At 55.5% G+C, this 25,466-nt stretch carries 24 protein-coding genes; 9 read left to right on the plus strand and 15 right to left on the minus strand.

Going from position 1 to position 25,466, the window contains the following annotated elements:
- Nucleotides 1–4 precede the first annotated feature (4 nt).
- Both ACR0BU_RS08515 and acnA read right to left on the minus strand, forming a co-directional pair.
- A complete protein-coding gene (locus tag ACR0BU_RS08515) occupies nt 5–706 on the minus strand; it encodes an SDR family NAD(P)-dependent oxidoreductase (protein WP_480736827.1) in 702 nt (233 codons plus the stop codon).
- Between the two features lie 129 nt (nt 707–835).
- Nucleotides 836–3,526 carry an aconitate hydratase AcnA gene (gene acnA / locus ACR0BU_RS08520; protein ID WP_480736829.1) on the minus strand — a complete coding sequence of 897 codons (2,691 nt, stop codon included), beginning with the start codon at nt 3,524–3,526 and terminating at the stop codon, nt 836–838.
- A gap of 225 nt (nt 3,527–3,751) precedes the next feature.
- Between acnA and ACR0BU_RS08525 the strand changes: the two genes are divergently transcribed.
- Nucleotides 3,752–4,453, plus strand: a complete 702-nt coding sequence (locus ACR0BU_RS08525) for a DUF1223 domain-containing protein (protein WP_480736831.1) — start codon at nt 3,752–3,754, stop codon at nt 4,451–4,453.
- Here ACR0BU_RS08525 and ACR0BU_RS08530 read toward each other — a convergent pair whose 3' ends face one another.
- The 4 genes from ACR0BU_RS08530 to purB all read right to left on the minus strand — a co-directional run bounded on the left by ACR0BU_RS08530 (nt 4,454) and on the right by purB (nt 8,897).
- Nucleotides 4,454–5,377 carry a lysophospholipid acyltransferase family protein gene (locus ACR0BU_RS08530; RefSeq protein ID WP_480736832.1) on the minus strand — a complete coding sequence of 308 codons (924 nt, stop codon included), beginning with the start codon at nt 5,375–5,377 and terminating at the stop codon, nt 4,454–4,456. It lies immediately after the preceding gene.
- Between the two features lie 138 nt (nt 5,378–5,515).
- Nucleotides 5,516–6,616, minus strand: coding sequence for a flagellar motor switch protein FliG (locus ACR0BU_RS08535; RefSeq protein WP_480736833.1), 1,101 nt, complete (start codon nt 6,614–6,616; stop codon nt 5,516–5,518).
- Between the two features lie 67 nt (nt 6,617–6,683).
- Nucleotides 6,684–7,223 carry a tetratricopeptide repeat protein gene (locus ACR0BU_RS08540; RefSeq protein WP_299887171.1) on the minus strand — a complete coding sequence of 180 codons (540 nt, stop codon included), beginning with the start codon at nt 7,221–7,223 and terminating at the stop codon, nt 6,684–6,686.
- A 369-nt stretch (nt 7,224–7,592) separates the two neighbouring features.
- Nucleotides 7,593–8,897 carry an adenylosuccinate lyase gene (purB, locus tag ACR0BU_RS08545; protein WP_298936169.1) on the minus strand — a complete coding sequence of 435 codons (1,305 nt, stop codon included), beginning with the start codon at nt 8,895–8,897 and terminating at the stop codon, nt 7,593–7,595.
- A gap of 89 nt (nt 8,898–8,986) precedes the next feature.
- Here purB and ACR0BU_RS08550 point away from each other — a divergent pair, with 89 nt between their 5' ends.
- The 3 genes from ACR0BU_RS08550 to ACR0BU_RS08560 all read left to right on the plus strand — a co-directional run bounded on the left by ACR0BU_RS08550 (nt 8,987) and on the right by ACR0BU_RS08560 (nt 10,401).
- Nucleotides 8,987–9,319, plus strand: a complete 333-nt coding sequence (locus ACR0BU_RS08550; RefSeq protein WP_299076195.1) for a hypothetical protein — start codon at nt 8,987–8,989, stop codon at nt 9,317–9,319.
- Between the two features lie 14 nt (nt 9,320–9,333).
- Entirely contained in the window at nt 9,334–9,738 is a 405-nt protein-coding gene (locus ACR0BU_RS08555; RefSeq protein ID WP_480736834.1) for a DUF6314 family protein, read from the plus strand.
- Nucleotides 9,739–9,813: 75 nt separating this feature from the next.
- Nucleotides 9,814–10,401 (plus strand): biotin transporter BioY, encoded by a 588-nt coding sequence (locus ACR0BU_RS08560; protein ID WP_480736835.1) that lies wholly within the window; start codon nt 9,814–9,816, stop codon nt 10,399–10,401.
- 173 nt (nt 10,402–10,574) lie between these two features.
- On the opposite strand, the gene ACR0BU_RS08565 is transcribed toward ACR0BU_RS08560, so the two are convergent.
- Complete coding sequence (locus tag ACR0BU_RS08565) at nt 10,575–11,789, minus strand: bifunctional alpha/beta hydrolase/OsmC family protein (RefSeq protein ID WP_298936124.1); 1,215 nt, start codon at nt 11,787–11,789, stop codon at nt 10,575–10,577.
- Between the two features lie 284 nt (nt 11,790–12,073).
- Here ACR0BU_RS08565 and ACR0BU_RS08570 point away from each other — a divergent pair, with 284 nt between their 5' ends.
- Nucleotides 12,074–12,268, plus strand: a complete 195-nt coding sequence (locus ACR0BU_RS08570) for a hypothetical protein (RefSeq protein WP_298936123.1) — start codon at nt 12,074–12,076, stop codon at nt 12,266–12,268.
- A 10-nt stretch (nt 12,269–12,278) separates the two neighbouring features.
- Here ACR0BU_RS08570 and dddP read toward each other — a convergent pair whose 3' ends face one another.
- Complete coding sequence (gene dddP, locus ACR0BU_RS08575; RefSeq protein ID WP_480736836.1) at nt 12,279–13,622, minus strand: dimethylsulfonioproprionate lyase DddP; 1,344 nt, start codon at nt 13,620–13,622, stop codon at nt 12,279–12,281.
- Between the two features lie 123 nt (nt 13,623–13,745).
- On the opposite strand from dddP, the gene ACR0BU_RS08580 reads away from it, so the two are divergent.
- The gene (locus ACR0BU_RS08580; RefSeq protein WP_480736837.1) at nt 13,746–14,489 is read left to right on the plus strand and encodes a heme-dependent oxidative N-demethylase family protein; all 744 of its coding nucleotides are present in this window, start codon (nt 13,746–13,748) and stop codon (nt 14,487–14,489) included.
- Nucleotides 14,490–14,525: 36 nt separating this feature from the next.
- Here ACR0BU_RS08580 and ACR0BU_RS08585 read toward each other — a convergent pair whose 3' ends face one another.
- From ACR0BU_RS08585 to ACR0BU_RS08605, 5 genes are all read right to left on the minus strand, one after another.
- Nucleotides 14,526–15,434 carry a hypothetical protein gene (locus ACR0BU_RS08585; RefSeq protein ID WP_480736839.1) on the minus strand — a complete coding sequence of 303 codons (909 nt, stop codon included), beginning with the start codon at nt 15,432–15,434 and terminating at the stop codon, nt 14,526–14,528.
- A gap of 199 nt (nt 15,435–15,633) precedes the next feature.
- The gene (locus ACR0BU_RS08590) at nt 15,634–16,428 is read right to left on the minus strand and encodes a lytic murein transglycosylase (RefSeq protein ID WP_298936117.1); all 795 of its coding nucleotides are present in this window, start codon (nt 16,426–16,428) and stop codon (nt 15,634–15,636) included.
- Between the two features lie 83 nt (nt 16,429–16,511).
- Nucleotides 16,512–16,790 (minus strand): hypothetical protein, encoded by a 279-nt coding sequence (locus tag ACR0BU_RS08595; RefSeq protein WP_480736840.1) that lies wholly within the window; start codon nt 16,788–16,790, stop codon nt 16,512–16,514.
- Nucleotides 16,791–16,941: 151 nt separating this feature from the next.
- A complete protein-coding gene (gene glnA / locus ACR0BU_RS08600; RefSeq protein ID WP_298936115.1) occupies nt 16,942–18,348 on the minus strand; it encodes a type I glutamate--ammonia ligase in 1,407 nt (468 codons plus the stop codon).
- Between the two features lie 32 nt (nt 18,349–18,380).
- The gene (locus ACR0BU_RS08605; protein WP_050602105.1) at nt 18,381–18,719 is read right to left on the minus strand and encodes a P-II family nitrogen regulator; all 339 of its coding nucleotides are present in this window, start codon (nt 18,717–18,719) and stop codon (nt 18,381–18,383) included.
- Between the two features lie 169 nt (nt 18,720–18,888).
- Between ACR0BU_RS08605 and ACR0BU_RS08610 the strand changes: the two genes are divergently transcribed.
- From ACR0BU_RS08610 to tig, 3 genes are all read left to right on the plus strand, one after another.
- A complete protein-coding gene (locus ACR0BU_RS08610) occupies nt 18,889–20,580 on the plus strand; it encodes an NAD(P)H-hydrate dehydratase (RefSeq protein ID WP_480736841.1) in 1,692 nt (563 codons plus the stop codon).
- Between the two features lie 305 nt (nt 20,581–20,885).
- A complete protein-coding gene (locus ACR0BU_RS08615) occupies nt 20,886–22,010 on the plus strand; it encodes a porin (protein WP_298936113.1) in 1,125 nt (374 codons plus the stop codon).
- Nucleotides 22,011–22,193: 183 nt separating this feature from the next.
- A complete protein-coding gene (gene tig / locus ACR0BU_RS08620) occupies nt 22,194–23,525 on the plus strand; it encodes a trigger factor (RefSeq protein ID WP_298936168.1) in 1,332 nt (443 codons plus the stop codon).
- A 95-nt stretch (nt 23,526–23,620) separates the two neighbouring features.
- Here the strand turns inward: tig and ACR0BU_RS08625 are convergent, their stop codons facing one another.
- On the minus strand, nt 23,621–24,475 hold the full coding sequence (locus ACR0BU_RS08625; protein ID WP_298936112.1) for an acyl-homoserine-lactone synthase: 855 nt from the start codon (nt 24,473–24,475) through the stop codon (nt 23,621–23,623).
- A gap of 108 nt (nt 24,476–24,583) precedes the next feature.
- Nucleotides 24,584–25,285 (minus strand): autoinducer binding domain-containing protein, encoded by a 702-nt coding sequence (locus tag ACR0BU_RS08630; RefSeq protein ID WP_298936111.1) that lies wholly within the window; start codon nt 25,283–25,285, stop codon nt 24,584–24,586.
- Between the last annotated feature and the right edge of the window lie 181 nt (nt 25,286–25,466).

Consider the following 25,466-nt stretch of genomic DNA (forward strand, 5'->3'; position numbering starts at 1 on the left):
GCCGCTAGAGCCGATAGCCGCCCGTTACGCCCAAGACTTCTCCGGTTACAAAACCAGCAGCATCTGAAGCGAGAAACCGCACGACCTTGGCGATATCTTCGGGCGTCCCGGCCCGACCAAGCGCAGTGTCTTTCACAAACAGCGCGGTCAGCTCCTCGGGTCGTGGCGCTTCGGGGATGTTGATTGCGCCCGGAGCAATGGCGTTCACCCGGATGCCTGACGGGCCGAGTTCTTTGGCCATCCCGCGGGTCCAAAGGTTCAGGGCCGCTTTGCTGGCACCATATGTAACGGCATCTTTGGGTGGCAATACGGCGTTCATCGACGAGATGCTGACTAGCGACGCACCGCGTTTCAGGTGAGGCAATGCAGCCGCCAATAAGGCGGCCGGTGCCAACAGGTTGAGGTCGAGCATTGCCCTATGTTCTTCGGCTCGGAAATCCTCTTTCGGTGTGGATCGCACAAGGCCCGCATTGTTCACAATGACATCCACTTGGCCGAAACGATCGATCACCTGATCGACAACCTTTTCAGCCTGACCTGCTTCCGTCAGATCGGACTGGATGGCCAGAAGATCATCGCCAACAAGAGAATTGTCCGGTTCGGTCGAAAGCCAGGTGAAGGCAACGCGATGATCGCGGCTCAGGTCTTCGACAATTGCGCGTCCGATGCCGCGAGCACCACCTGTGATCAGAGCAACTTTTTTCATAGGGGCACCAAACCGTCAATTCGACCGGAAGGCAATGTCGCCACGTTGAAAAAGTGTTTGGTAAGGGGCCGCATCTCCAAAAAAGGGCACTCACCTGAGCGCCCTTTTTTGTGCCAATTTTTGATCGCGTTAGCCGGCCTTGGCCAGATTGCGCAGAACGTAGTGAAGCACGCCGCCGTTTTCGATGTACTCGATCTCGGGTGCGGTATCGATCCGGCACTTCAGTTGAATGGTCGTCTCTGCCCCGTCGGCATAGGTAATCGTGCACGGAACTTCCTGCAGCGGTTCGATCGAATCCAAACCATGGATCGAAACGGTTTCGTCCCCCGTTAGGCCCAGAGATTTGCGCGTGTCACCACCGGTGAATTCGAACGGGATGACACCCATACCAACCAGATTCGAGCGGTGTATACGCTCAAAGCTTTCGGCGATCACGGCCTTGACGCCCAACAACGCGGTACCCTTGGCCGCCCAGTCACGCGACGACCCCGCACCATACTGCTCGCCACCAAACACCACCAGAGGCGTGCCCTGATCCTGGTAGGCCATCGATGCCTCATAGACCGAGGTCTGCTTGCCGTCGGGGCCTTTGGTATAACCACCTTCGACACCGTCCAGCATCTCGTTTTTGACACGGATGTTGGCGAACGTGCCGCGCATCATGATCTCGTGATTGCCTCGGCGCGACCCATAGGAGTTGAACTCGCGCGGCTGAACCTGACGGTCGATCAGGTATTTACCTGCCGGAGTTGTCGTCGCGAAGGACCCCGCGGGTGAGATATGGTCGGTGGTGATCATGTCACCCAGAATCAACAAAACCTTGGCGCCCACGATGTTCGAGATCGTGCCCGGCTCAGGGCCCATACCCTGGAAATAGGGTGGGTTCTGGATGTAGGTCGAGGTTGGCGGCCAGTCATAGGTTTCCTGTTGGGGAACCTCGACCTCTTGCCACTTTTCATCCCCTTTGAAGACGTCAGCATATTTCGTTTGGAACGCTTCGCGAGTCACGGTCGCTTCGACCAAATCTGCGATTTCCTTCTGGGTCGGCCAGATGTCTTTCATATAGACATCATTGCCGTTTTTATCGGTACCGATCGGTTCCGACGTCAGATCGATGTCCAGTGTCCCGGCCAGCGCGTAAACCACGACCAGCGGAGGTGAGGCCAGATAGTTGGCGCGTACATCAGGCGAGATACGTCCTTCGAAGTTCCGGTTGCCGGATAGAACTGCGGTGGCAACCAGATCACCCTCGGCAATTGCCTCAGAGAGCTCGGTCTGAATGGGCCCTGAGTTGCCGATGCAGGTGGTGCAGCCATAGCCGACCAGGTTGAAGCCGATCTTGTCCAGATCTTCCTGCAGGCCAGCGGCCTCAAGATAGGCGGACACAACCTGGCTACCCGGCGCCAGCGAGGTTTTCACCCAGGGTTGCCGGTTGAGGCCCAAAGCAGCCGCTTTGCGCGCCACCAGACCGGCGCCGATCATCACGTATGGGTTCGAGGTATTCGTACAGGATGTGATCGACGCGATCACGACCTTGCCAGAATCTATGGTGTAGTCTTCGCCTTTGACAGCGACTTCCTTGCCCATGGGACGCTTGAACGTTTCGGCCATTTCTTTGGTGAAAGCAGCCTTGGCGTCTGTCAGCGCCACATAATCCTGAGGGCGTTTAGGGCCCGAGATCGCTGGAACGATGGTACCCATATCCAGCGACAATGTGTCAGTGTAGATCGGCGCATAATCCGCGCCACGCCAGAACCCGTTTTCCTTGGCATAGGCCTCAACCAGAGCAATTCGATCTTCGTCCCGGCCGGTATTGCGCATGTAGCGCAGCGTTTCGCCGTCGATCGGGAAGAAACCGCAGGTCGCGCCGTATTCCGGCGCCATATTGGCGATGGTCGCGCGGTCAGCCAACGGCAGAGTATCCAGACCACTCCCGTAGAATTCGACGAATTTCCCGACAACGCCTTTCTCGCGCAACATCTCAACTACCTTCAAGACAAGGTCAGTCCCTGTGGTGCCTTCGACCATCGCGCCGGTTAGTTCAAAGCCGACAACCTCTGGGATCAGCATCGAGATCGGTTGACCCAGCATCGCGGCCTCGGCCTCGATCCCGCCAACACCCCAACCCAGAACGGCCATGCCGTTTACCATAGTGGTATGGCTGTCGGTGCCGACCAGCGTATCGGGATAGGCGACTTCTTCGCCGTTCTGGTCGGTGTCGGTCCAGACGGTCTGGGCCAGATACTCCAGGTTCACCTGATGGCAGATGCCCGTGCCAGGGGGTACAACGCGGAAGTTATTGAACGCGTTCTGGCCCCATTTCAGGAACTGGTAGCGTTCCATGTTCCGTTCGTATTCGCGGTCCACATTCATCTGGAACGCGCGCGGGTTGCCGAATTCATCGATCATCACCGAGTGGTCAATGACCAGATCGACCGGGTTCAGCGGGTTGATCTTCTGCGCGTCACCACCCAGCCCCTTGATGCCGTCGCGCATCGCGGCAAGGTCCACAACGGCCGGAACGCCGGTGAAGTCCTGCATCAGCACGCGGGCCGGGCGATACGCGATCTCGCGCGGGTTCTTACCGCCATTGGCGCCCCATTCGGCAAAGGCCTTGATGTCGTCGACCGAGACGGAAAACCCGTCATCCTCGAACCGCAACATATTTTCCAGCACGACCTTGAGAGCGGCGGGGAGTTTCGAGAAATCGCCCAGACCGGCCTCTTGCGCGGCGGGGATCGAGTAATAAGAAACGGATTTGCCATTCACGCTCAGGCTGCGGCGTGTTTTGGCGGTATCCTGTCCGACTTTGATGGGCATCTGTGGCCTCCCTCTCAAATGACTTGGATTTTGGGATTCGCTGAAGGTTATCTGCATCACCAATGCCGCTGGTTCAAGGAGGAACAGCTAAACTGCGGCAATTTTTGTATACCATTGCACACATTTCAGTTGGGGCGGAGCAACATAGCCTCAAGAAACCTTGATTGGTTGTTGAGCGGCAAAGAGTTTATTTCTGTCACTCAACCCTTTCATTCGGGATACATCATGTTCAGAGCCGCCGCCACGACCGCCGTCTTTTCCATCCTCCTTGCTTGGTCCGCCGCAGCCGAAGATGATCCCGTCGTGATCGAGCTGTTCACCTCACAAGGATGCTCCTCCTGCCCACCAGCAGACAGAATCATGCATGATCTGGTCAAACGCGATGACGTGATCGGACTGGCGCTGCATGTGGACTATTGGGACTACATTGGGTGGAAAGACGAATTTGCAGACCCAGATCACACCTTGCGTCAGCGCGCCTATGCCCGGCAGGGCGGTCGGTCCATGATTTACACGCCGCAAATGGTCGTTAATGGCCAACATGACATCGTGGGCGCCAAGTTCCGCCAATTGAATCAGTTGATTGACACTCATCAGAAGGCCAAACCTGAAGCGTCAGTGACAGCCGTTCGGACAGAAAATGAAGTGGTTGTGGGCGTCACGCCTGCCCAGCTGCCAGCAGGGGCGGTTTACGATGTTCGGATCGTTCAGTACTCCCCAATGCGCCATGCGTCGATCAGACGTGGTGAACTGGCTGGGCACGAGTTGGACTATGCCAATGTCGTTGAGAACTGGCAGATCGCAGGTCAATGGGATGGGCGGACTGTGCAGCAATTCTCAGCAGATCTTCCTACGGAAATGCCTGCGGTTGTACTGATTCAAGAGACTGGTCACGGCCCAATTGTGGCGGCGACTCGCGTGAAATGATCAGGGCATATCCTCGGGCTGCACGCCAAGGCCATTCCAGTTCTTCCAGCGACGATGAACCCAGAACCATTGCCCCATATGCTGACGAACCATCTTTTCAAGATCGTCAGTGATGAACTGCGTCATTGTTTTGGGATCACTATGTTCGACGGGGTCATGCAGCATGATCTCAAAATCGATACCGTTGGGCTGGCGAATGGCATAGCACGGGATCATCACTGCGTTATACTTGATTGCCAGCTCTGCATTTAGCACAGATGTCACCGCCGGTTTCCCGAAGAACATCAGCTCTTCTCCGCCCTGCGCATGAAGGTCCGAAACGATCGCAATGACACCGTTCTTTTTAAGCGTCCGGACCATTTCGACCATGCCACGACGCCCCTGTTCGAACATTGGCGTGCCGGTTTTGTAGAACGCCTCGACATAAGCTTCATTGAAATACGGGTTGGCCATCCGACGGAAAAGGCAGCCAATAGGCTGACCGCTGTGTGCCTGCAACGCTATTCGCGCCGCAAGATAGTGCCCGAAATGGGCGGTGATCATCATGACCGGTCGGCCTTCGGCCAGGGCAGCGTCAAAGGCGGCAACGCCCGGGCCAGAGATTTTTGCAGTCTTTTGGCGTTCTGTGAAATCCTCGGGTGAGAAATGTTCCATGATCGCGCGACCGGCATTGTCTGGAACATCACGGCTAATCTGTTTGACTTCAGCTTCGGTCAGGTCCGGGCAGGTCAGTTTCAGGTTTCGGCGCACACGTGTGCGAAATCCCACGACAGGTGCAAGGCCACGCATGATCGCCCCCATCGTCGCGACGCGCCGCTCATAGGGCAGCATCCGCATTGCGCCAATGACCCCTTTGAGGAACAAACTGGCGACATAGTATTTACCAAGCTCAAATCTGCTGAGCTCCGACTTTTCGACGGGCATTGAGGCGTCTCACCGCGTGTTGCGAATTGCTGAACCAGACATATAGCCCGGCGCGCGCAACCTCAAGCGCCCACTTTCGGGGTGAGTTCTGAGCTTACAAAGCAAGCGAGGAATTCGACTAAGCCACTGTAGCCAAGTTTAATTTTCCTCGTCGTCGTTATCCGTTTCAATCAAGGAAATTGTCCCCTCGTCAACCATATCTCGAATGGCACCAACGATCTGTGTCATCGCATCTTCCGCTTCTGATTGCTTGACACGACCGCGCTCAGCGATTTCTTCCCGAATGTTGTCGGCCATGCGCGAGGACATGCTGGATAGCAAAAACTCGACCGATATCTTGTCATCATCCGCCGCAGCCCCGGCCAAAGCGGTCACCAGAACGGGTTGATCCACCTCTCTGAGAACCGCGGGCACGTCGCGGGCCACGATGCGGCTTGAGATATGAGCAAATGTGAAGATCGACTGCCGCACGACACTGGCGAATTCTGAATCTTCTTCATCCAACGCTGTCAGCAGACCATCGCGGGTTGTTGAGGCGGATTGATTAAGGATCGCCCCGACGCGAGCCCCAGGGCCATCGGTAAACGCCTGCGCTGGCCGCTGATCCAGCTGTGCTGCCAGAGACCAGCCGATACGTTCGACAGCTTCGGGCGTCACATTGGTTGTTTTGGCAACGGCATACGTAATCCGACGGGCGACCGGCCCGGGCAGAAGGCCAAGCAATTTAGCGGCCTTCGCAGTCTCCAGTTTGGACAATATCACGGCCGCGACTTCGGTGCTTTCGGCCTGTGCCATGGCCGCCAGATCCTCGGCCGGGATCTCGCGGAGGCGCTGCCATGGGTCACCGATCTGGCGCACTCCCGCAACTTTGCGCAATCGGGCGGCGGTCGCCGGAGCAATCTTGCCATTGATCGCGTCCAAAGCACCGGCAAGCCCATGCGGAAACGACAGACCAATATTGTCCAAGGCATCTCCGAACTCTTGGGCCACCGAGTCCAAGGTGACGCGGTCCACAAGGCCCATCTCGCCCAATTGGCGTGTCAGCTTTTCCTGCAAATCGTCGGGCAGATCTTCCAATGGGATATCTGCGCCCTCGTTCAACAAAAGCCGCACAACAATTGCCGCCTTTTGCCGGGCGTTGAGCGTGCGGGGAACAACCTGGGCTGCGGTGCCATCCCCATCGACGGCCGGAGGTTTTGCCCCCGGCACCATTTGTACTAGTGCGTTTGTGTCCTGCATCTGCCTGCGGTGCCAATATGAGTTCCACAGGCAGAATACGGAGAGTCGGGTAAAGAAAGGCTAAAGCTTAGTAGCTGTATGTCAGCCCGGTCCGGATCGCTTCGCGCAGAGACGCTTCGGCCCAGCTTCCTTCGCCACCACGCGCTTTGATTTCGCGCCACTGTTCAATCGCAAGTTCGGTTTTGCCTTCTGAAACAAAGCCCTGTCCCATATAACTGCGGGCAAGGATGTTGTCTGGATTGGTCGTGATGGCATTTTCGTAGAATGCGTTGGCCAGTTCCAGTTCGCCCATCTTACGGTAGGTGAAACCCCAATACGTCAGGACGCGATCGTCGTCCTGGTCCATGACCCGCAGAATGTCCTGGGCGTTTACGTACTGACCGTCATAGGCGAGTTCGCGCACTGCATCGTACAGTTGATCTTCGGTGAAATTGCTTTTGTTCGGCTTGACACACCGGCCTGCCGCTTCGTCGAAGACGCGTCCAAACAGGCATTTCTTGGTTGTGTTGGTCGGTTTTGGTGGGTTGCTGTCGCCACCTGCGGCGTGAACAACTGGGGCAAAGGCAAAGGCTTGAAGTGCAATTGCTGAAACTAATACGAGGCGCATTTTCCTACTCCGTTCTCGGGGCTGCTTTAGAAATCATAGTGTGATCATCTAAAAAGCTAACACCGGATCGGTGGATTCTATTCACAATGCGGACAAAAAAATGTCAGCTATTAACGGTTTTTTGACAGCTTTGGGATTCACTGTCCCACGAAGCGCCCGGAGCGCAGGATTGCGTTTGCTTGGAATGGCCACTGCAGGCGAGGCTGGCGGACGCCAAGCACACAAGCGCGAATGAGCACAATATGGTTCGGACCATGGTGGTTCTCCCTCAAGGAAAATGCCGGTTGAGGGTAACGCACTTTTGCCGACCTGGCAAAAAATCAGGGCCCGGACAGCATCCGGGCCCGACAGGACACTTAAAAAGGGTGCCTATTCGCCGAATACACGTGCGAAAATCGTGTCGACATGTTTGGTGTGATAGCCGAGGTCAAATTTTTCTTCGATTTCCTCGGGGCTCAGCGCAGCAATCACGTCCGCGTCACCCAGAAGCTCGGTTTTGAAATCCTTGCCTTCTTCCCAAACTTTCATCGCGTTGCGCTGAACCAGACGATAGGCGTCTTCGCGGCTGACGCCCGCTTGGGTCAGGGCCAGCAGCACACGCTGGCTCATGACCAGACCGCGGAACTTGTTCATGTTAGCCAACATGTTGTCGGGGTAGACGACCAGCTTGTCGATGACACTAGTGAGTCGCGACAGGGCGAAATCCAGCGTGACGGTCGCGTCAGGGCCGATGTTGCGCTCGACTGACGAATGCGAAATGTCCCGCTCGTGCCAGAGAGCCACGTTCTCCATCGCAGGCACGACGGCCATGCGCACCAGACGGGCCAGGCCGGTCAGGTTTTCGGTCAGAACCGGGTTACGCTTATGCGGCATTGCGGACGAGCCCTTTTGACCTTTTGAGAAGAACTCTTCGGCCTCCAGAACCTCGGTCCGCTGCATGTGGCGGATTTCGGTGGCGACGTTTTCGATGCTGCTGGCGATAACGCCCAACGTCGCAAAGAAGGCGGCATGTCGGTCGCGCGGGATGACCTGCGTGCTGATTGGCTCGGGCACTAGCCCCAGTTGATCACAGACATGTTCCTCGACGCGCGGATCGATATTGGCGAAGGTGCCGACCGCACCGCTGATCGCACCAGTTGCAATTTCGGAGCGGGCGTCGCGCATGCGGGACAGGTTGCGATCCATCTCTGCGTAAAAGCGGGCGAACGTAAGCCCCATGGTGGTGGGTTCGGCGTGGATACCATGGCTTCGGCCGATGCGTATCGTTTCTTTGTGTTCGATTGCGCGGCGCTTCAGAGCAGCCAGCAGACCTTCGAGATCGGCGATCAGAATGTCAGCGGCGCGGGTCAGTTGCACGTTGAAGCAGGTGTCCAACACGTCCGAGCTGGTCATGCCCTGGTGAACGAAACGTGCCTCGTCGCTGCCCACATGCTCGGCCAGATGCGTCAGGAAGGCGATGACGTCGTGTTTGGTGACGGCCTCAATCTCGTCGATACGCGCCACGTCGAACTCCACGTCCTTGGCCTTCCACACGGCATCGGCATTTTCGCGCGGGATGACACCCAGATCCGCCATCGCATCGCAGGCATGGGCCTCAATCTCGTACCAGATGCGGAACTTGGTCGCGGGCGACCAGATGGCGACCATGTCGGGGCGGGAATAACGTGGAATCATTGGCAGCGGCACCTTTTTGTGATTTGGCATGAGGCGATGGCGCGGGGTTTAAACGCACGCGCTCAAGGGAACAAGGCGCGAGTTCACGAATGAGACGGTTTGCCCTGATTTTGGCGATCTGGCCCGGATTTCTGGCAGCGGAAGAGTTTCGCAAACTGTCCGGCGATGAGATCCTTGCGGCACTGTCCGGCCACAAGCTTACTTATGGCGAAGGTATCTGGCAGACCTTCGACGACACTATGCTGACGCAGTACTATTCGGGACGTCCCAGTTCGGGCCGCTGGGCCGTGCGCGAGGATCGTTATTGCTCGCTCTGGCCGCCTTCGGATCTTTGGGCCTGCTACGACGTTCAGAAAAGCGGAGATACCATACGTTTCGTTGATGATGCCGGTGCGACAACTGACGGAACCTACGACAAGTGAGCCTGCCAAGCCGAATGTCTGATTTTGAAGGGCGTTGGAACCTGACACGCATCATTCGGGACGCAAGGGCTGGGCAGATCGTGCAGGCTATAGGTCAGGCAGATCTGCGCCAGACAGATGGCGGATTGATCTATGATGAACAGGTGAAGCTGCGCATTCCGGGACAGCCGGAAATGACCGGCACACGTCGATACCTATGGCGTGACGGGGGCGATCACATCGAAATTCACTTTGACGACGGTCGGTATTTCCATGCGTTGAAGCTGGGTGTGGTAAAAGCCGAAGATCACCATTATTGCCCGCCCGACAGCTACGACGCGGCCTACGATTTTTCGACATGGCCGCGTTGGAATGTGCGCTGGACCGTGTCCGGGCCGCGAAAATCCTACGAAATGCACACGGAATATATGCTGCGATAGCGTAATCATCTTGCAGATGCGGCGCGGGCAGGGCATTCCTGTCGCAGAATCTCGGTCCGTTTAGGGAGAAATAACATGAATGCAAACGTACTGGCCAACGCATTTGGCCCGCGTGAAGGAACGGCGCTGCGCGTCAAACAGGTGGTTCTGGTTGCACTGGGCATTGTCGCTCTGGCCGTAGCTGCCAAAATCAAAGTGCCGATGTGGCCGGTTCCGATTACGATGGGCACCTTTGCCGTTTTGACCATCGGTACCGCTTATGGTGCACGTCTGGGTCTGGTCACCATGATGGGTTACCTTCTAATCGGCGCGCTTGGCTTTGACGTCTTTGCAGGCTCATCAGCTGAGAAGTTTGGCCTGACCTATATGATGGGCGGCACGGGCGGCTATCTGGTCGGCTACGTGCTGGCAACCGCAATGCTGGGCGCATTGGCCGCGCGCGGTTGGGACCGCTCGGTCGGTAAGATGGCACTTGCGCTGGTGCTGGCGAACGTACTGATCTACGTACCTGGCCTCTTGTGGCTGGGTCAGCTGTACGGCTGGGACAAGCCGATCCTGGAATGGGGTCTGACGCCGTTCCTCGTCGGTGATGCGATCAAGCTGGGCCTTGCGGCACTGCTGATCCCGGGCTTGTGGAAATTGGTAGGTAACGCCCGCACGTAATCCCTGATTTTTGCAAAAAACAAACCCGCGCTTGGAGTAATCCAGGTGCGGGCTTTTCTTTGCGCTGGACGCTGTGTTGGCATGGTCTGCGCTTGTAGATCGATACCGCAGCCGATCCGTTGATCGTCGCCCTGAGCACTAGAACTGTTCTTGAAACGCCAACAGTGGTGCGCTCAGGGGAGCAGTTCGGTTGTAATATGCGCAGACCCTTCCAGCGTTCGGTGTACAGGACATTTGTCCGCAATCTCTAACAGACGTGCGCGCTGTTCCTGATCCAGTGGCCCGGTCAGCCGAATTTTGCGGCGGAACTGGTCGACTTTGCCTTCATTTGCCAGTCCGGCATCCTGTGCATGAACTTTGTCATGACACACATCGACACTCACGCTGTTCAGAGGCCAGCGCTTTCGGCGGGCATACATGCGGATGGTCATCGAGGTGCAGGCTCCCAGTCCGGCCGAGACAAAGCCATAGGGGGACATGCCCCGGTCCGTTCCGCCATAAGACACGGGTTCATCTGCGACTGCGTGATGGCTCGGGCCAGCTTGGATGTCCTGTAAGAAGCCGGTTGGGTCTGCTTCGGTGACCCGCACGACCCCTTCTGGTGCGCCCGGCGGCGGGGCAGGTGGCGACAGGCTTACGTAACGCGACACCCACGCAGTGATGACATCTGCCGCATACTCTGCGTCAGCGGCACGCGTAATCAGGTGATCGGCGTCATCGAGGGTGACGAAGCTTTTGGGATGTTTCGCGGCCATAAAAATCGCAGCGGCATTGTCGATACTTACGGTTTCATCGCGCGGGGCGTGTAAGACCAGCAATGCGGCTTTGAGATCCTCGATTGCAGGTGTCAATGCGGCCTCTGAGATATCATCTACAAACGCCTTGCCAATTCGGAAAGGACGCCCGCCAAGTGCAACCTCGGCGCTTCCTTCCTTTTGAATTTGCGGCAACGCTGCTTCGAAATGATGGGACACATGACCGGGATCTGCTGGTGCACCCAAGGTTACGACGGCTTTGATCGACGGGATGCCCGCCCGCGCTCGCAAGACAGCAGCGCCGCCCAGAGAATGACCGATCAAAAGGGCAGGGGCCATGTTTCGCCCTGCCAAAAACTGAGCTGCTGAAATCAGGTCTTCGACGTTTGATGTGAAAGTCGTGTTCGCAAACTCGCCTCCGGAATGGCCGAGTCCGGTGAAATCGAACCGTAATACAGCTATACCCATGGCCGCCAACCGTGCAGAGATACGCCGCGCGGCGGGGATGTCTTTGGAACAGGTAAAGCAATGTGCAAACAAAGCTGTGGCCAGCACGGGTCCGTCGGGCAGGTCAAGGCGCGCGGCCAGCTGGCTGCCGTCATGTCCGGCAAAAGTAATGCGTTCCGTGGGCATATCGGCTCCTTGGTTTGCTGGGGGAAGCACGCTCAATACTGTGGGCTACCCCGGCGTGTCACAACCCTTATGTCAAAGGCGTAACGGGAAGGTGAGGAGTGTGAAGGTAATTTTGACTGGGACTTGGAAAACGCATAACAGCGAAGCTTAGCCTCGTCCGGTGCCAAAAGCCGCTTCATGATAAATATCACAAAATATGATGCTTTCCCGAACAAACATTCGTTTCACTAATTTAACGCTCGAACCCATCTTGGCTTTGTAGTCGATTTACTTAGGAGGCTCAGATGACACATACAGCTTTAGCACCCCAAGCGTCTCGGATGCGTCTTGGAACATTGATCGCGATATTGATGACGGGCGCATTGGGATTTGCCCTTGGTCAGGCTTGGCCTGTCGCTGATTCCAACACGACGAGCCAGACAAGCGTGGACATCGAAGACTGGCATGGCAATGTCCGGCGGTCTAACTGGCCGAATTGAGGTTCCCGCCTCACTCAAGACCCATTAGTTGGGCGTCAAACGGATACTTGGACAGGTTCTCATAGCCATCCTCGGTAATGAGGACCTGATCTTCCAGTTTGATTGAAAAATCCCCTCCGACCTCGCCAACAGCAGCCTCGACGCACAACACCATCCCCGGCACCAACGGATAATCATAGGCACCAGCAACAGCCTTGTCGGGGTAAGCCACCAACGGCCATTCATCGCACAGGCCTACACCGTGCATCAGGCAACCGTATTTCTGTGCCTGAAACTTGTCGTCAAGTTTGTGCGTATTCGCCGTCAGTTCGGGGATCATCACGCCGGGTTTCAACATCTCCATATTGGTCATGATGTGTTCATGTGCATGTTGCATGGCGTAGATCATGTCAGGGCGGGGCTTTCGGTCTCCAATCCACCACGTGCGGGAAATATCGACGCAAATTCCATACGAGCCGATCAGGTCCGTATCAAACGCAATGATTTCATTTTGCTGGGTGATCCGTGGGCCGCATTCCTGAAACCATGGGTTTGTGCGCTGGCCCGAGGATAGCAACCGGGTTTCTATCCATTCGCCGCCACGACGGATGTTTTCGGAATGCAAAATCGCCCAAATGTCGTCTTCGGAAGTTCTGCCGTCTCCGACATTGGCGCGTGCGAATCTCTCCATTTCGGCCACCGCAGTTTCACAGGCGTTGCTGGCGCAGCGCATTGCCAGAATTTCGTCCTGACCTTTCACGGCGCGTGTCTTCTCGGTAACTTCTTCGCCTTCCATGATTTCAAAGCCTTGCGACTCGAGCGCGCGCAACCCGTGCAGCATGATCTTGTCCACCGCCAGCCGTTTGTTGCCTCCGCCATGCGTATCGATCAGTGCACGCACCTCGTTCGCGAATACATCGGCCGCTACATCCGTTTTGTCGCCCCGGTCGAAATAGAAAAGATCAGCGCCCGAGCGTTGCTCGCGCACCAGAGGGTTGAATGTGGAAAGGAACGGAGACTTTTTGTAGTCCCAGATCACCATATAGCCATCGGCGCACAACAGCACCGCCCGGAATGGGTTATGGGTATTCCATAGCTGCATATTGGTGCTGTCTGTGGCGTATCTGATGTTCAAGGGATCAAACATCAGCAACCCGCCATAGCCGCGATCAACCACGGCTTGTGTCAACCGTTTCCAACGGTATTCCCGCATCCGTTCAAGGTTGGGAAGCACCAGCCCGGCAGCCGCCCATTCATCAAAGGCCAGTTGAGGCGGCCCGATTTCGATCCGGTCGTTATCATTGGGAGTGCCATCACCCAATGTGTCGCCTCGGGTTGGATCAATCTTGCGGGTATCCCGATAGTGATGGTTCACAGCTAGCCTCCCTGCTTGCTGGTCAAGCCTGCGGATTCATCAATACCCCGTCTGAGAAAAATGCGACGATCTGGTTGTCGCTTTTTGACCGACACCAAGCTCAGCACATGATAAATCAGGTCTATGGCTATCATTTTGCAGGAAAAAATCCCCTACGACCCGTTCAGTCCGCGTGCCTTGCCGGGCGTTCAACCGGCCCAAATGGAAACGTGGCTGCATCAGGATGATGCCTTTGCGGCGCAGATGCAGCGGCGAGAAGCATTACTGGATGAACGGCGCGACGAAGTTCTGGCGTTGAGACGAGAAGCAGAACCCGCAGCGCGGGAGCTTTTGGATCTGGTTTTGACCCAAGCCTATCCGGGGGCCATCGATCATGCACAGCGACCAGATGGGGTGACGGTTCGTATCGATCGGACTGAGCCTTTGGAAACGCTCTGCAGATTGGTGCAGGAGGATTTCTGTATTCTGCAAAAGCAGGGTGATGAACATGTTTTGACAGGGGCGATCCTCTGCTTTCCAGCCAGTTGGCGATTGTCAGAGAAATTTATGCGACCGCTTGTTGATATTCATGTGCCGGTCGCCAGCTATGATGGCGATATTGCCCGGCGGGTACAGCGACTGTTTGACGGTATTCGGCCGGATCGGCCGCTCTGGCGGTTCAATGTTTTATGGTATGAGGACCCTGAACTTTTTCAGCCCCGTAGTGCCAGGGAGCCGCGCAAAACTCGCGACCGTGCTACCACATCTTACCTGCGCAGCGAGCGGCAGACATTGTTGCGCCTGCCAGAAACAGGCGCAGTTGTGTTTTCGATCCATACTTGTGTTCTGGCCGCTGACAGCCTGCCAGAAATGGAAAACCCCGCCTGACGGCGGGGCCTCCTAGGAGGGTCTTGGGTAGTTTGCTTACATGCCCAGCACGACGGCAACATCGGCAAACGCATTGCTGGCATTCAATGCGACGATGGCGACCGTAAAGACCAGGACTTGAGTGTTCAGACGAAAATCCTCGCCGCGAATCAGATTGACTGCGGCCATGGACATTGCGATCGGGGTCGACACGCTGGCAATAACACCTGTCACGCACCAGCTGCTTAGCCGCAACACATCGCTTGGCCGTTCGGGATCATCTTCCTCGGTCGTGGCGTGGGTGTGGACTGCGGCAGGCTCCTGCTCTTCCGTCCGGAAGGCGATACTCAGAAGTTGCTCGTCAGACAATTGAATAGGTCGAGGTGCTGTTTCCGGGGAATCGGTTTCTTCAATATCAGGGTCAGCGATGTCCAATCCGGCGAACTGACCTGTCACAGACCTAAAGATCTGCTTTCTGTCACGCTGTCGGCTTGGAGCCAGGGTGTCAAACGCGCTCATGAACTGTTCGATCGTCAGAACGGTATGAGGCGACAGCCACTCGACACGTCGGGTCGAACAGATATCAACCATACGGTAGAGGATGACCACGAGCATCAGTTCGGACACTTCGGCGTCGTCCATAAGCGGGGATACGGGTGTAACCGTGATAGCCATCCTGTTTCGGGGGCTTGAGACATAGGGTCTTACGATTGTCTTCAATCCGGCAGCACGGTCCATACGCTCATAACGGTCTTCTTCGTCACCGGTATCAGTATCCAGAGACAAACGCACCATATACTGGCTGGATACGATGCTGGCCTCTGTTTCGCTCAGCAACGCTTTACGCTCGACCAGATGGCCGTAATCTTCCAGCGTTGCGGCGACGATTGTGCCGAACCGCTCGATCGCGCCTTCAGTGTCGCCGTCGAATTGCAGGCCGCCATGGTAGCTGTTCTTCCGAGCCACTGCTTTGTCCCTTATCGCATTTCGTCTGGAAGATCATTCTAACGGTCGATCTGGGGGAGAATTTGGCAATAAATGCAAAAAAAACAAAAAATACAAAGATTGATTACGCTTTGGAAACCATGAAACTAAGGGCTTTGTTCGCCACTATGGCGAGAATGTGGCTGAATTGAGTTTTTGGGCGCTCAGAACCATGGCGCGTTCACCCGTCGATTCGGGCGGCCATAATCGCGATGGATTGCTGGTAAACCGTCGCCGCATTCCACTGCTGAATCACCGCGAAATTCGGCTGCCCCTGCTGATAGCCACGACCGGGTTTCCAGCCCTTCTTACGCAGGAAATTCGCGGTCGAGGCCAGCGCGTCGGTCATGTTGTAAAAGTCCACTTGCCGGTCGCCGGTGGCATCGACTCCATACGTAAGTGCGTTGCCGGGCAGGAATTGTGTATGGCCCAGCTCGCCATGTTTTGCCCCCTTTGTTGCCATTGTGATGCTGCCCTGATCGACCAGCTTTAAGGCACCAATCGCGTGCGGAACAAAGAACTCGGATCGGCGACAATCATAGGCCAGAGTGGTTATTGCTGACACAACCTGACTATCTCCCATGAAGTTCCCAAAGCCGGTTTCCATGCCGTGAATGGCAATCAGCACGCCCGCGGGGACGCCATATTGCCGTTCAAGAGCAGCGTAGAATTGCGGGTTCCGAGCTTTGCGTTTGCGCCCTTGCGCTACGATAGTATTGGCCCCACGCACTTGCATGAACTTGTCCAGCGAGTATTTGAAGCTTTTTTGATTGCGGTCTGCAGCAATCGTGCGTGTTGCGTACTGGGTTTGCGCAAGAGCCTGCAGTCCTTTCTTTTTCACACCCGATCTGCGCGCTTGCTTGGCGAAATCGGCTTTCCACGCCTCGAAGCCAGCGCTGGTATTGCCGCAAGGGGCGGCCAGCGCGCCCAATGGCAGTACAAGTGCACAGGCAATGAGAGAGGCGAAACGTAGCATGAGCATTTTCCTTTTGAGCATCGAGCCCAGATCAACTGGCCGGTTTGCATCCAGCCGACGCAGCCCGGTACGGATTGATAACTTTACAATCCACGCTGCAAATCATCTGCGGTTAGAACAGGTTGAATTTCGATCGAAGCGTCAAGGGCCGCAAATAGCGGTTCGTTGACTACGGGCATGCGGGCTTGGTCGTTTTCTTCGAAGATAACGATGCCCATCCGTTTGCCGCCCTCTAGCGCAAAATAGGCCGCTTCCGCGTTAACATCTTTAACCAAGGCGGCAATCGCCTGCCCAAGGGTTCCGTCTTTTTCGGCTTGGTTGCCCTTTTCGACCGGGATTGTGAATTTTAGCATCAGGCGCATGGAACTCTCCCAGAGTTTCGATCGCGGTTTCTCGGGTAAAGGCTCCGACGTTCGGGCGTGCCAGTCAAGGTGATTGCTTTCGACTTGTTATCAAACGGAAAAAGGGCGCCGAACCAACGGCGCCCATTCAAGTCTTCGAAAAGCCTATTGCTTAGCAGCTGTAGTACATTCCGTATTCTACAGGGTGCGGCGTGTGCTCGTAGGTTTCGACTTCTTCCATCTTCAATGCGATGTAGCCGTCGATCTGGTCTTTGGTGAACACGTCGCCTTGCAGCAAGAAGTCGTGATCGGATGCCAGAGCTTCCAGAGCTTCGCGCAGGCTGCCGCAAACGGTTGGGATGTCGGCCAATTCCTCGGCAGGCAGATCGTAGAGATTCTTGTCCATGGCTTCGCCCGGATCGATCTTGTTCTTGATACCGTCCAGACCGGCCATCAGCAGAGCAGCAAACGCAAGGTAAGGGTTCGCGGCCGGATCGGGGAAACGGGCCTCGACGCGCTTGGCCTTGGGGCTTTCGGTCCATGGAATACGGACACAACCCGACCGGTTACGGGCCGAGTAGGCGCGCAGAACGGGGGCCTCGAAGCCAGGGATCAAGCGCTTGTAGCTGTTGGTCGATGGATTGGTGAAGGCATTCAGGGTCTTGGCGTGTTTCAGAACACCACCGATGAACCACAGGGCTTCATCCGACAGATCAGCGTATTTATCGCCCGCAAACAGCGGCTTGCCTTCCTTCCAAATCGACATGTTGACGTGCATGCCGGTGCCGTTGTCACCTGCGATCGGCTTTGGCATGAAGGTGGCCGATTTGCCGTAAGCATGCGCGACGTTGTGGATGACGTACTTGTACTTCTGCAGCTCATCGGCCTGTTTGGTCAGACTGTCGAAGATCAGTCCCAGTTCGTGCTGACACGAAGCAACTTCGTGGTGGTGTTTGTCGACTTTCATGCCCAGACGCTTCATGGTTGACAGCATTTCTGAACGCAGGTCTTGCGCTTCGTCGATCGGGTTGACCGGGAAGTAGCCGCCCTTGACGCCCGGACGGTGACCCATGTTGCCCATCTCGTATTCGGTGTCGGTGTTCCACGATGCGTCTGTCGCATCAACTTCGTAGGATACCTTGTTGATACTGTTCGAGAAACGGACGTCGTCGAACAGGAAGAATTCTGCTTCAGGACCAAAGTATGCTGCGTCGCCGATACCCGAGGACTTCAGGTATGCCTCGGCTTTCTGTGCGGTACCGCGCGGGTCACGTTCGTAGGCTTCGCCGGTGTCGGGTTCGACGACCGAGCAATGCACGCAGATGGTCTTTTCTGCATAAAACGGATCGACATAGGCGCTGTCCGTATCGACCATCAGCTTCATGTCGGATGCTTCGATCGACTTCCAGCCGGCGATGGACGAGCCATCGAACATGAAGCCTTCTTCCAGAAAATCCTCGTCAACCTGATCGGCCATCAGGGTCACGTGCTGCAGCTTGCCGCGCGGGTCGGTGAAACGAACGTCGACATATTCTGCGCCTTCGTCCTTGATCAGCTGAAGAACTGCGTCCTTGCTCATTCTCTTGGTTCCTCTGATTTGAGATTGTTCAATTACAGCGCGTCCGAGCCGGTCTCACCGGTGCGGATACGGATGGCTTGTTCAACTGGCGAGACAAAAATCTTGCCGTCACCGATTTTGTCTGTCTTGGCCGCCGAGACAATTGCCTCGATTGCGGCATCCACCTGATCGTCGTCCAGAACGACTTCGACTTTTACTTTGGGCAGGAAGTCGACCACGTATTCTGCACCGCGATACAATTCGGTGTGGCCTTTTTGACGACCGAAGCCCTTGACTTCGATCACGCTGAGGCCCTGGACACCAACGTCCTGCAATGCCTCTTTCACTTCGTCCAGTTTGAACGGCTTGATGATCGCTTCGATCTTTTTCATCCCGGCTCACCTCGCATGGTTGTCAGAATGGCAGTGATCACGTCTAAGATCGTGCAGCAATGCGATTGCCGAATTGATCAGCGGTGGAAGTACTGAAATCAATCGGCAGGTGAAATTTTAGTCGTTTTGCACAAAAAGTAATCGAAATTGAATCGGGTTGGGGTTTGGGATGACAGAATTGCTGACAGCGGCGCAGATGCGGGCGATTGAAAAGGCGGCGATCGAGTCCGGCCAGGTGACAGGTCTGGAACTGATGGAACGGGCCGGGCAGGGCGTTGTCGAAGCGATTTTCGAGGAATGGCCAGAGTTGGCGAAATCCACGGGGATTGCGGTTGTGCTTTGCGGGCCCGGCAACAATGGTGGAGACGGTTTCGTTGTCGCCCGGTTGTTCAAAGAATGGGGCTGGAATGTCGAGGTTTTTCTCTACGGAGATGCCAACAAGCTGCCATCCGATGCGAGGACAAATTATGACCGTTGGTGCAAGTTAGGAGCAGTTAATGATTATCTTGCTGAATTGCCTGACTATCTTCTTACCCTGAATACAGAAGACACAGGAGTTGTTGTTGATGCGTTGTTCGGTACGGGGCTGACGAGACCTTTGAGTAAAGACGCTCAACTCAAACTGATGGGTTTTCATTCGCAGATGCCCGTTTGTTTCCTGCACCAGGTGTCAGTGGATGTGCCCAGCGGTAACGACAGTGATAGCGGGCGGTTTCTAACCGATGAAAACGATACGTTCGGGGCTATGCACACAGAACTCTGTGTGACGTTTCATCGCCCTCGCCTTGGACACTATCTGGGGAACCCATCATTCAACTCACTTCGTGTCAAAAGTATCGGTTTGGACGAACTGAATGAAGCGGCCCGTCTTCGCCAGCTCAAGGAGAATCTCAATAAGCTGTTTGGGTTTGCTTCTGGTGTGAAAGATACCGATGAAGTGAGGAAGCTTCTGTATAGTGGTGAGGGAACTTCCGCTCTGGCTGAAAGCACGAAGGATTACCCAGCTGAGTTGTTAACTGGGCCATCGGAGGACACCGAAAAATCTTTGGACAGCAACAAGTATTCGCACGGACACGCAATCGTCCTGACCGGAGGGCCGGGTAAAACCGGCGCGGCGCGACTGTCGGCTCGGGGTGCTCTGCGAATAGGGGCAGGACTAGTGACCTTGGCTGTTCCACCGGAAGCGGAGACGGAAGTCGCGGCGCAGGTGACGGCCATCATGTTACAGCGGGTCAAGGGCGCTGATGCGGTGTCCGCTTTGCTGCAGGATGAGCGGCTGAATGCTCTCTGCCTTGGTCCCGGATTGGGTCTGGAGAGGGCGCGTGATTTGGTACCGGTTGCTTTGGCGGCCAGACGCTCAACAGTACTGGATGCGGATGCGTTGACGGCGTTTGCGGATGATCCCCACGTACTCTTTGGTTTACTACATGAGAATTGCGTGTTGACCCCACACGGCGGTGAATTCGCGCGGCTGTTCCCCGATATCTCTGAGAAGTTGCTTGCAACTCCGACCAAGGGTCCGGCCTATTCCAAGGTTGATGCCACGCGAGAGGCTGCTGTGCGGGCAGGGTGTGTGATCCTGTTCAAAGGGCCGGATACTATCATTGCCGCACCGGACGGGCGGTGCGTGATCAATTCGGCACATTATGACCGGGCTGCACCTTGGCTGGCGACGGCAGGGTCGGGCGACGTGTTGTCAGGGTTCATCACTGGATTGCTGGCGCGCGGGTTCGCACCGATGCAGGCTGCCGAAACGGGTGCTTGGTTACATGTCGAATGCGCTCGGCTTTTTGGTCCGGGTCTGATTGCGGAAGATTTACCGGAACAGCTCCCAGAGGTTTTCAAACAGTTAAGTACCTGAACGCGTTGAGCAAGAAACGCCTGGGTTTCAACCCGTTGAACAGAAAGCGACACCTATGTGCGTTACTGCATAGCAGGTGTTCACCAGTTATCTCGGTCGACGGCACAATTTGTTTGTCCGACTCTGCGCCGACTCGTGTATGATGTTATAAGTACCTGTAAGTGAAATCATTTTTCGAAAGCTTGCGCGTTCTTTTGTTGCGAAAATACAATGCTAGCTTAGAACGGATCAGCGACCACTGGAACGCTCGCGATCTATAATCATCTGAGCAGTACCGGAAATCGGAATCTTTCAAGGTGAGTGAAATGACCTTCAATCTAAAACTCTCGTCCATAACCGCAGTATTGGCCGCTACAACGGCACTTCCCGCCGCGGCTGAGCTGAAATATGAAAACAATAGTGGTGGCTACGTCCTGTTATACGGCCAGCTCAACCCTGCAATCATATCCGTCGACGACGGGCAGCAGACAGAAACCCGTTTGTTGGACAATGCCATTTCGAACAGCCGCGTTGGTTTGCGCCTGTTGCAACCGTTTGGCAGCAATGAGTTTACATTCCGTTTTGAAACAGCGCTTGGGTTGCCAAGCTCGTCCGAATGGAACCAATTGGGAACCGACTTTAGCGGTTGGACGCGTTCGGATATTCGGCATGTGGATTTCGGTCTCAAAGGCAGTTGGGGTAAAGTTTCGGCTGGCCAGGGCAGTATGGTGTCGGATGGGGCGGCCGAGACCGACCTGTCTTATGTTGGAACGGCGCTGTATTCATTTACCAACGATGAAAACTCGGGCTTTTTCTATCGCGGAACGGACGGTGTTTTGAGTGACATCACAGTCGGCGATTCCAGCGATAACTTTGACGGTTCGCGCCGTGGTCGTGTGCGGTATGACACGCCAGACTTAAGTGGGTTCTCAGCTGGCATCGCCTATGGTCAGAATATCTTGTCCAGCAGTGATGACGATGACTATTATGATGTCGGCGTCGGCTATGAGACCACGTTTGCCGGAGGTATCGAATTCGCGGCATCGCTTGCTTACGCAGTTCGCTCGCGTGACGATAACTCCGGGGATCGCAAGGACACCATCGGGTCAGCTTCGGTGCTGATGCCCAGCGGGTTAAGCTTTACCTTTGCGGCAGGCACCCGTGATGAGGAAGAGGTCGGCGTTTCTGACCCGAGTTTCTGGTATGGCAAGATTGCTTACGAAGGCGATTGGGTGTCTTGGGGCAAAACCGGGGTTGGTGTCGACTATTACGATGGCTCCGACTTTGAAAGCGACGGCTCCAGCACCAAGTCCTGGGGCGTCGCGGTTGTTCAGCGGATCGACAGCATCAACACCGATGCCTACCTGAAGTACCGGACTCATGATTTTGATGACGGTACGTCTTTCGACAAGAACGAGGCCTGGGTTTTGGGCGCGCGCTGGAGGTTCTGATCCTGGCTGGGATTGCATAGACACGCCCCGGCCAGTTCCGGGGCGTTTTTTTGTCTGACACCCCATTAAAACAGGGCGGATTAGCCAGTTGCCCCTTGCACGTAGACGGCAGGACAAATAGAAGGCGTCAAATTTGCCTGGCGCGCCGTTTTGCGCGCCCCGAATCCTATGGGGACTACCATAATGCAGGTTACCGAGACGCTGAACGAAGGTCTGAAACGCGGCTATAACATCACCGTATCTGCGGCCGAGCTGGACAATAAGGTCAACGAGAAACTGACCGAAGCACAGCCTGAAGTCGAGATGAAGGGTTTTCGCAAAGGCAAGGTGCCGATGGCGCTGCTGAAAAAGCAGTTTGGCCAGCGTCTTCTGGGCGAAGCGATGCAGGAAACCATCGACGGTGCCATGAACCAGCATTTCGAAGACAGCGGCGAACGTCCGGCCCTGCAGCCCGAGGTCAAGATGACCAATGAGGACTGGAAAGAAGGCGATGACGTTGAGGTCGCGATGTCCTACGAGGCGCTGCCCGAGATCCCTGAAGTTGACCTGAAATCGGTCGAGCTGGAAAAGCTGGTGGTCAAAGCCGACGACGCAGCCGTTGAAGAAGCGCTGAACAACCTGGCCGAAACTGCTCAGGATTTCAAAGCGCGCCGCAAGGGCTCGAAAGCCAAGGACGGCGACCAGATCGTGTTTGACTTTGTTGGTAAGGTCGACGGCGAAGAATTCGAAGGTGGATCGGCCGAAGATTACCCGCTGGTTCTCGGCTCGAACAGCTTTATCCCTGGTTTCGAAGAGCAGCTGGTTGGTGTGAAAGCCGAGGAAGAAAAAGACGTTAACGTATCCTTCCCCGAGGATTATCAGGCCGAGCATCTGGCTGGTAAAGACGCCGTATTCAGCTGCACGATCAAAGAGGTCAAGGAGCCTGTCGCGGCAGAGCTGAATGACGAGTTGGCCAAGAAGTTTGGCGCTGAAGATCTTGATGGTCTGAAGGGGCAAATCTCGGAGCGGCTGGAAGCGGAATATGCAGGTGCGTCGCGCGCTGTCATGAAGCGCGCCTTGCTGGACGCGCTGGACACCAAAGTGTCCTTCGATCTGCCGCCCTCATTGGTCGAGGCGGAAGCCAAGCAAATCGCACATCAGCTTTGGCACGAGGAAAACCCCGAAGTTGAAGGCCATGATCACGATCCGATCGAGCCGACGGATGAGCACAACAAACTGGCAGAACGCCGTGTGCGTCTGGGCCTGCTGCTTGCTGAGTTGGGTCAGAAAGCAGAAGTTGAAGTGACCGATGCCGAGATGACCCAGGCGATCATGAACCAAGCCCGCCAGTACCCGGGCCAGGAACGTCAGTTCTTCGAGTTTGTCCAGCAGAACGCTCAAATGCAACAGCAGCTGCGTGCGCCAATCTTTGAAGACAAAGTTGTCGATTATGTCTTCGAACTGGCTCAGGTGGCTGACAAAGAAGTTAGCAAAGACGATCTGCAAAAAGCCGTTGAGGATTTGGAAGAGGAATAATCCTCTTCCTCCCCGTCAAGGGGCGCAAATAGAAGCGGAGCCGCCTGAAATTAGGCGACTCCGCATGGGTGGCTTTGTACTATGAGGTGAGGGGGTCAGGCCTCATGAGCAAAAGCACGGGGGGTCTTTAGCAGAGCGGTCTTTTGCTCTGGCGTGAACGTGTGAGACAGTGCCTCGATCAGCTTTAAGACATCTTGCCTTTCAGCTTCGTTTTTCGCCGCACTCATCTGCTCAACGAAATACTTCTCAAGGTCTGTTCGTGGTTTGTGGTCGTGGTTCGCAGGGCTAAGCTCCGCATCTTTCCGGCTTGCGAACAGCTCCAACGCCTGTTCTTCTTCGAGGAAGACATCGTGGTGAATGTCAGCGAAGTTTCTAACTCGTGAGATGCGTTCGTCTGAGCAATCTAGCAACGCGGCGAGCGCCGGGACTTTACCCATCTGCACTTTTTTCCCAACATAGTCGTAGGGTGCGTTGTCGGATCTTTTCAGAACGCGATCCATCACGGGATCAATCACGGTGATGATATCCTGAATGCCAGCATTCTTGGCATATTCCAGAGACCCAATCATTAGCTCGGATGTCGCATAAGCGACCGAGTTCTTGTCCTTGCCGCGGTTCAGGCGTTGGGTATCCACACAAAAGCGCGTCGATTCCCAGACGGTTGCGCTGCGCAATGGTGCTTCACCGTCCAGAATGGCGGAAAACACGTCGGACAACATGTGAGGTCCAGTGGTCTGTAGGGCACGCACGGCTGCGACGACATTCCCCCCGTCGTCGAGTCCGATTACATATGCCGGGTCCAGATGATCGAATTCGTCGATCTCTTTGCCATCTTCGATTTTGACGTCCCATCCCAGGCGCCCGCCAAATACTCTTGCTCTCAACTCAAACATTTCGTCAAGAACCTCGCCAAACAGGTGTCTGTTCAGCCCATCAACTACGATGATCATTTCTTTCCCCCTTCGAGTGGTTGTTCGGTAAACTAGACGTTACCGTTTTGAAGGGGTTTTTCTATTGGGGGTTTCCCGTATTTAGGCGGAATTTAGAAATTTTTTAGGTTACCCTGGGGTAATCAGGCCAATTGCTATTGCGCGACCCACTGCTTGCGGGGTCGTCAAGGCACTTAGCTTCTCTCTGCTTGAACGCAGATGAACCTCTACCGTGCGGTGCGAAATCGACAAAATATCGCCGATATCCTGTTGCGACTTGCCAGCGGCCACCCATTGTAAAATCTCGGCTTCGCGGGTGGACAATGTCGGATGATAAAGCGCGCTCGTGAACTCATCAGAGGTAACAACGTTGTCGTGAATGTGCACGGCCATCGACTGCAGATCGCCTATGACGTGCGTGTACAGTTTACGCCACTCTTCCTTGCTGCAGTCACGTGTGGCGCTGAGTAATCCAATGTCACCATAAGGACCGCGCACCGGGATCGTGACACCTTGGCTTGGAAGGCCAAAATCATGTGCGTCCCTGAAAACACGCTGAAAATCGGGGCTGCGTTCCAGTCGGCTCCAGTCTACAGGGGCAATGCTGCGGCGGCTCATGTGAATGGTCGGGTCTATCATAATCAGACCTTGCGACTGGTAGTGATCTTTCCACTCATCGCCATAGGTCACATATCCAGCCACGGTGCCCGCAGTTGGGTTCATGCCAGCATAGGCCGCATGATCCATATCGTGTTTTTCACAGATCTGTCGCAGAAACTCAGTATACCGAGTTTCTGAGTCCGGTAGGGTGCTTAGATCGACAATTTCCATATGTTGCCTACCAGCTGCGGCCCATCCGGCAACCCGATGGTGTCGTCGAGCGTGCCATTACCTTAGAGTGGAACCCATTTACCTCACGGCGATGAGAACACCACACTTTTCAAAACATGACAAGGCGACGCACGATTTGTCTATGCATTTCGCCATACTGGATCAGGTAATTAGAGCATTT

Source organism: Ruegeria sp. CK2, assembly GCF_056536585.1.

Bases quoted from the DNA above. Each gene is read 5' to 3' on its own strand.
- ACR0BU_RS08515 (WP_480736827.1), bottom strand. From the start codon at position 706: ATGAAAAAAGTTGCTCTGATCACAGGTGGTGCTCGCGGCATCGGACGC.
- acnA (WP_480736829.1), bottom strand. From the start codon at position 3,526: ATGCCCATCAAAGTCGGACAGGATACCGCCAAAACACGCCGCAGCCTG.
- ACR0BU_RS08525 (WP_480736831.1), top strand. From the start codon at position 3,752: ATGTTCAGAGCCGCCGCCACGACCGCCGTCTTTTCCATCCTCCTTGCT.
- ACR0BU_RS08530 (WP_480736832.1), bottom strand. From the start codon at position 5,377: ATGCCCGTCGAAAAGTCGGAGCTCAGCAGATTTGAGCTTGGTAAATAC.
- ACR0BU_RS08535 (WP_480736833.1), bottom strand. From the start codon at position 6,616: ATGCAGGACACAAACGCACTAGTACAAATGGTGCCGGGGGCAAAACCT.
- ACR0BU_RS08540 (WP_299887171.1), bottom strand. From the start codon at position 7,223: ATGCGCCTCGTATTAGTTTCAGCAATTGCACTTCAAGCCTTTGCCTTT.
- purB (WP_298936169.1), bottom strand. From the start codon at position 8,897: ATGATTCCACGTTATTCCCGCCCCGACATGGTCGCCATCTGGTCGCCC.
- ACR0BU_RS08550 (WP_299076195.1), top strand. From the start codon at position 8,987: ATGAGACGGTTTGCCCTGATTTTGGCGATCTGGCCCGGATTTCTGGCA.
- ACR0BU_RS08555 (WP_480736834.1), top strand. From the start codon at position 9,334: ATGTCTGATTTTGAAGGGCGTTGGAACCTGACACGCATCATTCGGGAC.
- ACR0BU_RS08560 (WP_480736835.1), top strand. From the start codon at position 9,814: ATGAATGCAAACGTACTGGCCAACGCATTTGGCCCGCGTGAAGGAACG.
- ACR0BU_RS08565 (WP_298936124.1), bottom strand. From the start codon at position 11,789: ATGCCCACGGAACGCATTACTTTTGCCGGACATGACGGCAGCCAGCTG.
- ACR0BU_RS08570 (WP_298936123.1), top strand. From the start codon at position 12,074: ATGACACATACAGCTTTAGCACCCCAAGCGTCTCGGATGCGTCTTGGA.
- ACR0BU_RS08580 (WP_480736837.1), top strand. From the start codon at position 13,746: ATGGCTATCATTTTGCAGGAAAAAATCCCCTACGACCCGTTCAGTCCG.
- ACR0BU_RS08590 (WP_298936117.1), bottom strand. From the start codon at position 16,428: ATGCTACGTTTCGCCTCTCTCATTGCCTGTGCACTTGTACTGCCATTG.
- ACR0BU_RS08595 (WP_480736840.1), bottom strand. From the start codon at position 16,790: ATGCGCCTGATGCTAAAATTCACAATCCCGGTCGAAAAGGGCAACCAA.
- glnA (WP_298936115.1), bottom strand. From the start codon at position 18,348: ATGAGCAAGGACGCAGTTCTTCAGCTGATCAAGGACGAAGGCGCAGAA.
- ACR0BU_RS08605 (WP_050602105.1), bottom strand. From the start codon at position 18,719: ATGAAAAAGATCGAAGCGATCATCAAGCCGTTCAAACTGGACGAAGTG.
- ACR0BU_RS08610 (WP_480736841.1), top strand. From the start codon at position 18,889: ATGACAGAATTGCTGACAGCGGCGCAGATGCGGGCGATTGAAAAGGCG.
- ACR0BU_RS08615 (WP_298936113.1), top strand. From the start codon at position 20,886: ATGACCTTCAATCTAAAACTCTCGTCCATAACCGCAGTATTGGCCGCT.
- tig (WP_298936168.1), top strand. From the start codon at position 22,194: ATGCAGGTTACCGAGACGCTGAACGAAGGTCTGAAACGCGGCTATAAC.
- ACR0BU_RS08625 (WP_298936112.1), bottom strand. From the start codon at position 24,475: ATGATCATCGTAGTTGATGGGCTGAACAGACACCTGTTTGGCGAGGTT.
- ACR0BU_RS08630 (WP_298936111.1), bottom strand. From the start codon at position 25,285: ATGGAAATTGTCGATCTAAGCACCCTACCGGACTCAGAAACTCGGTAT.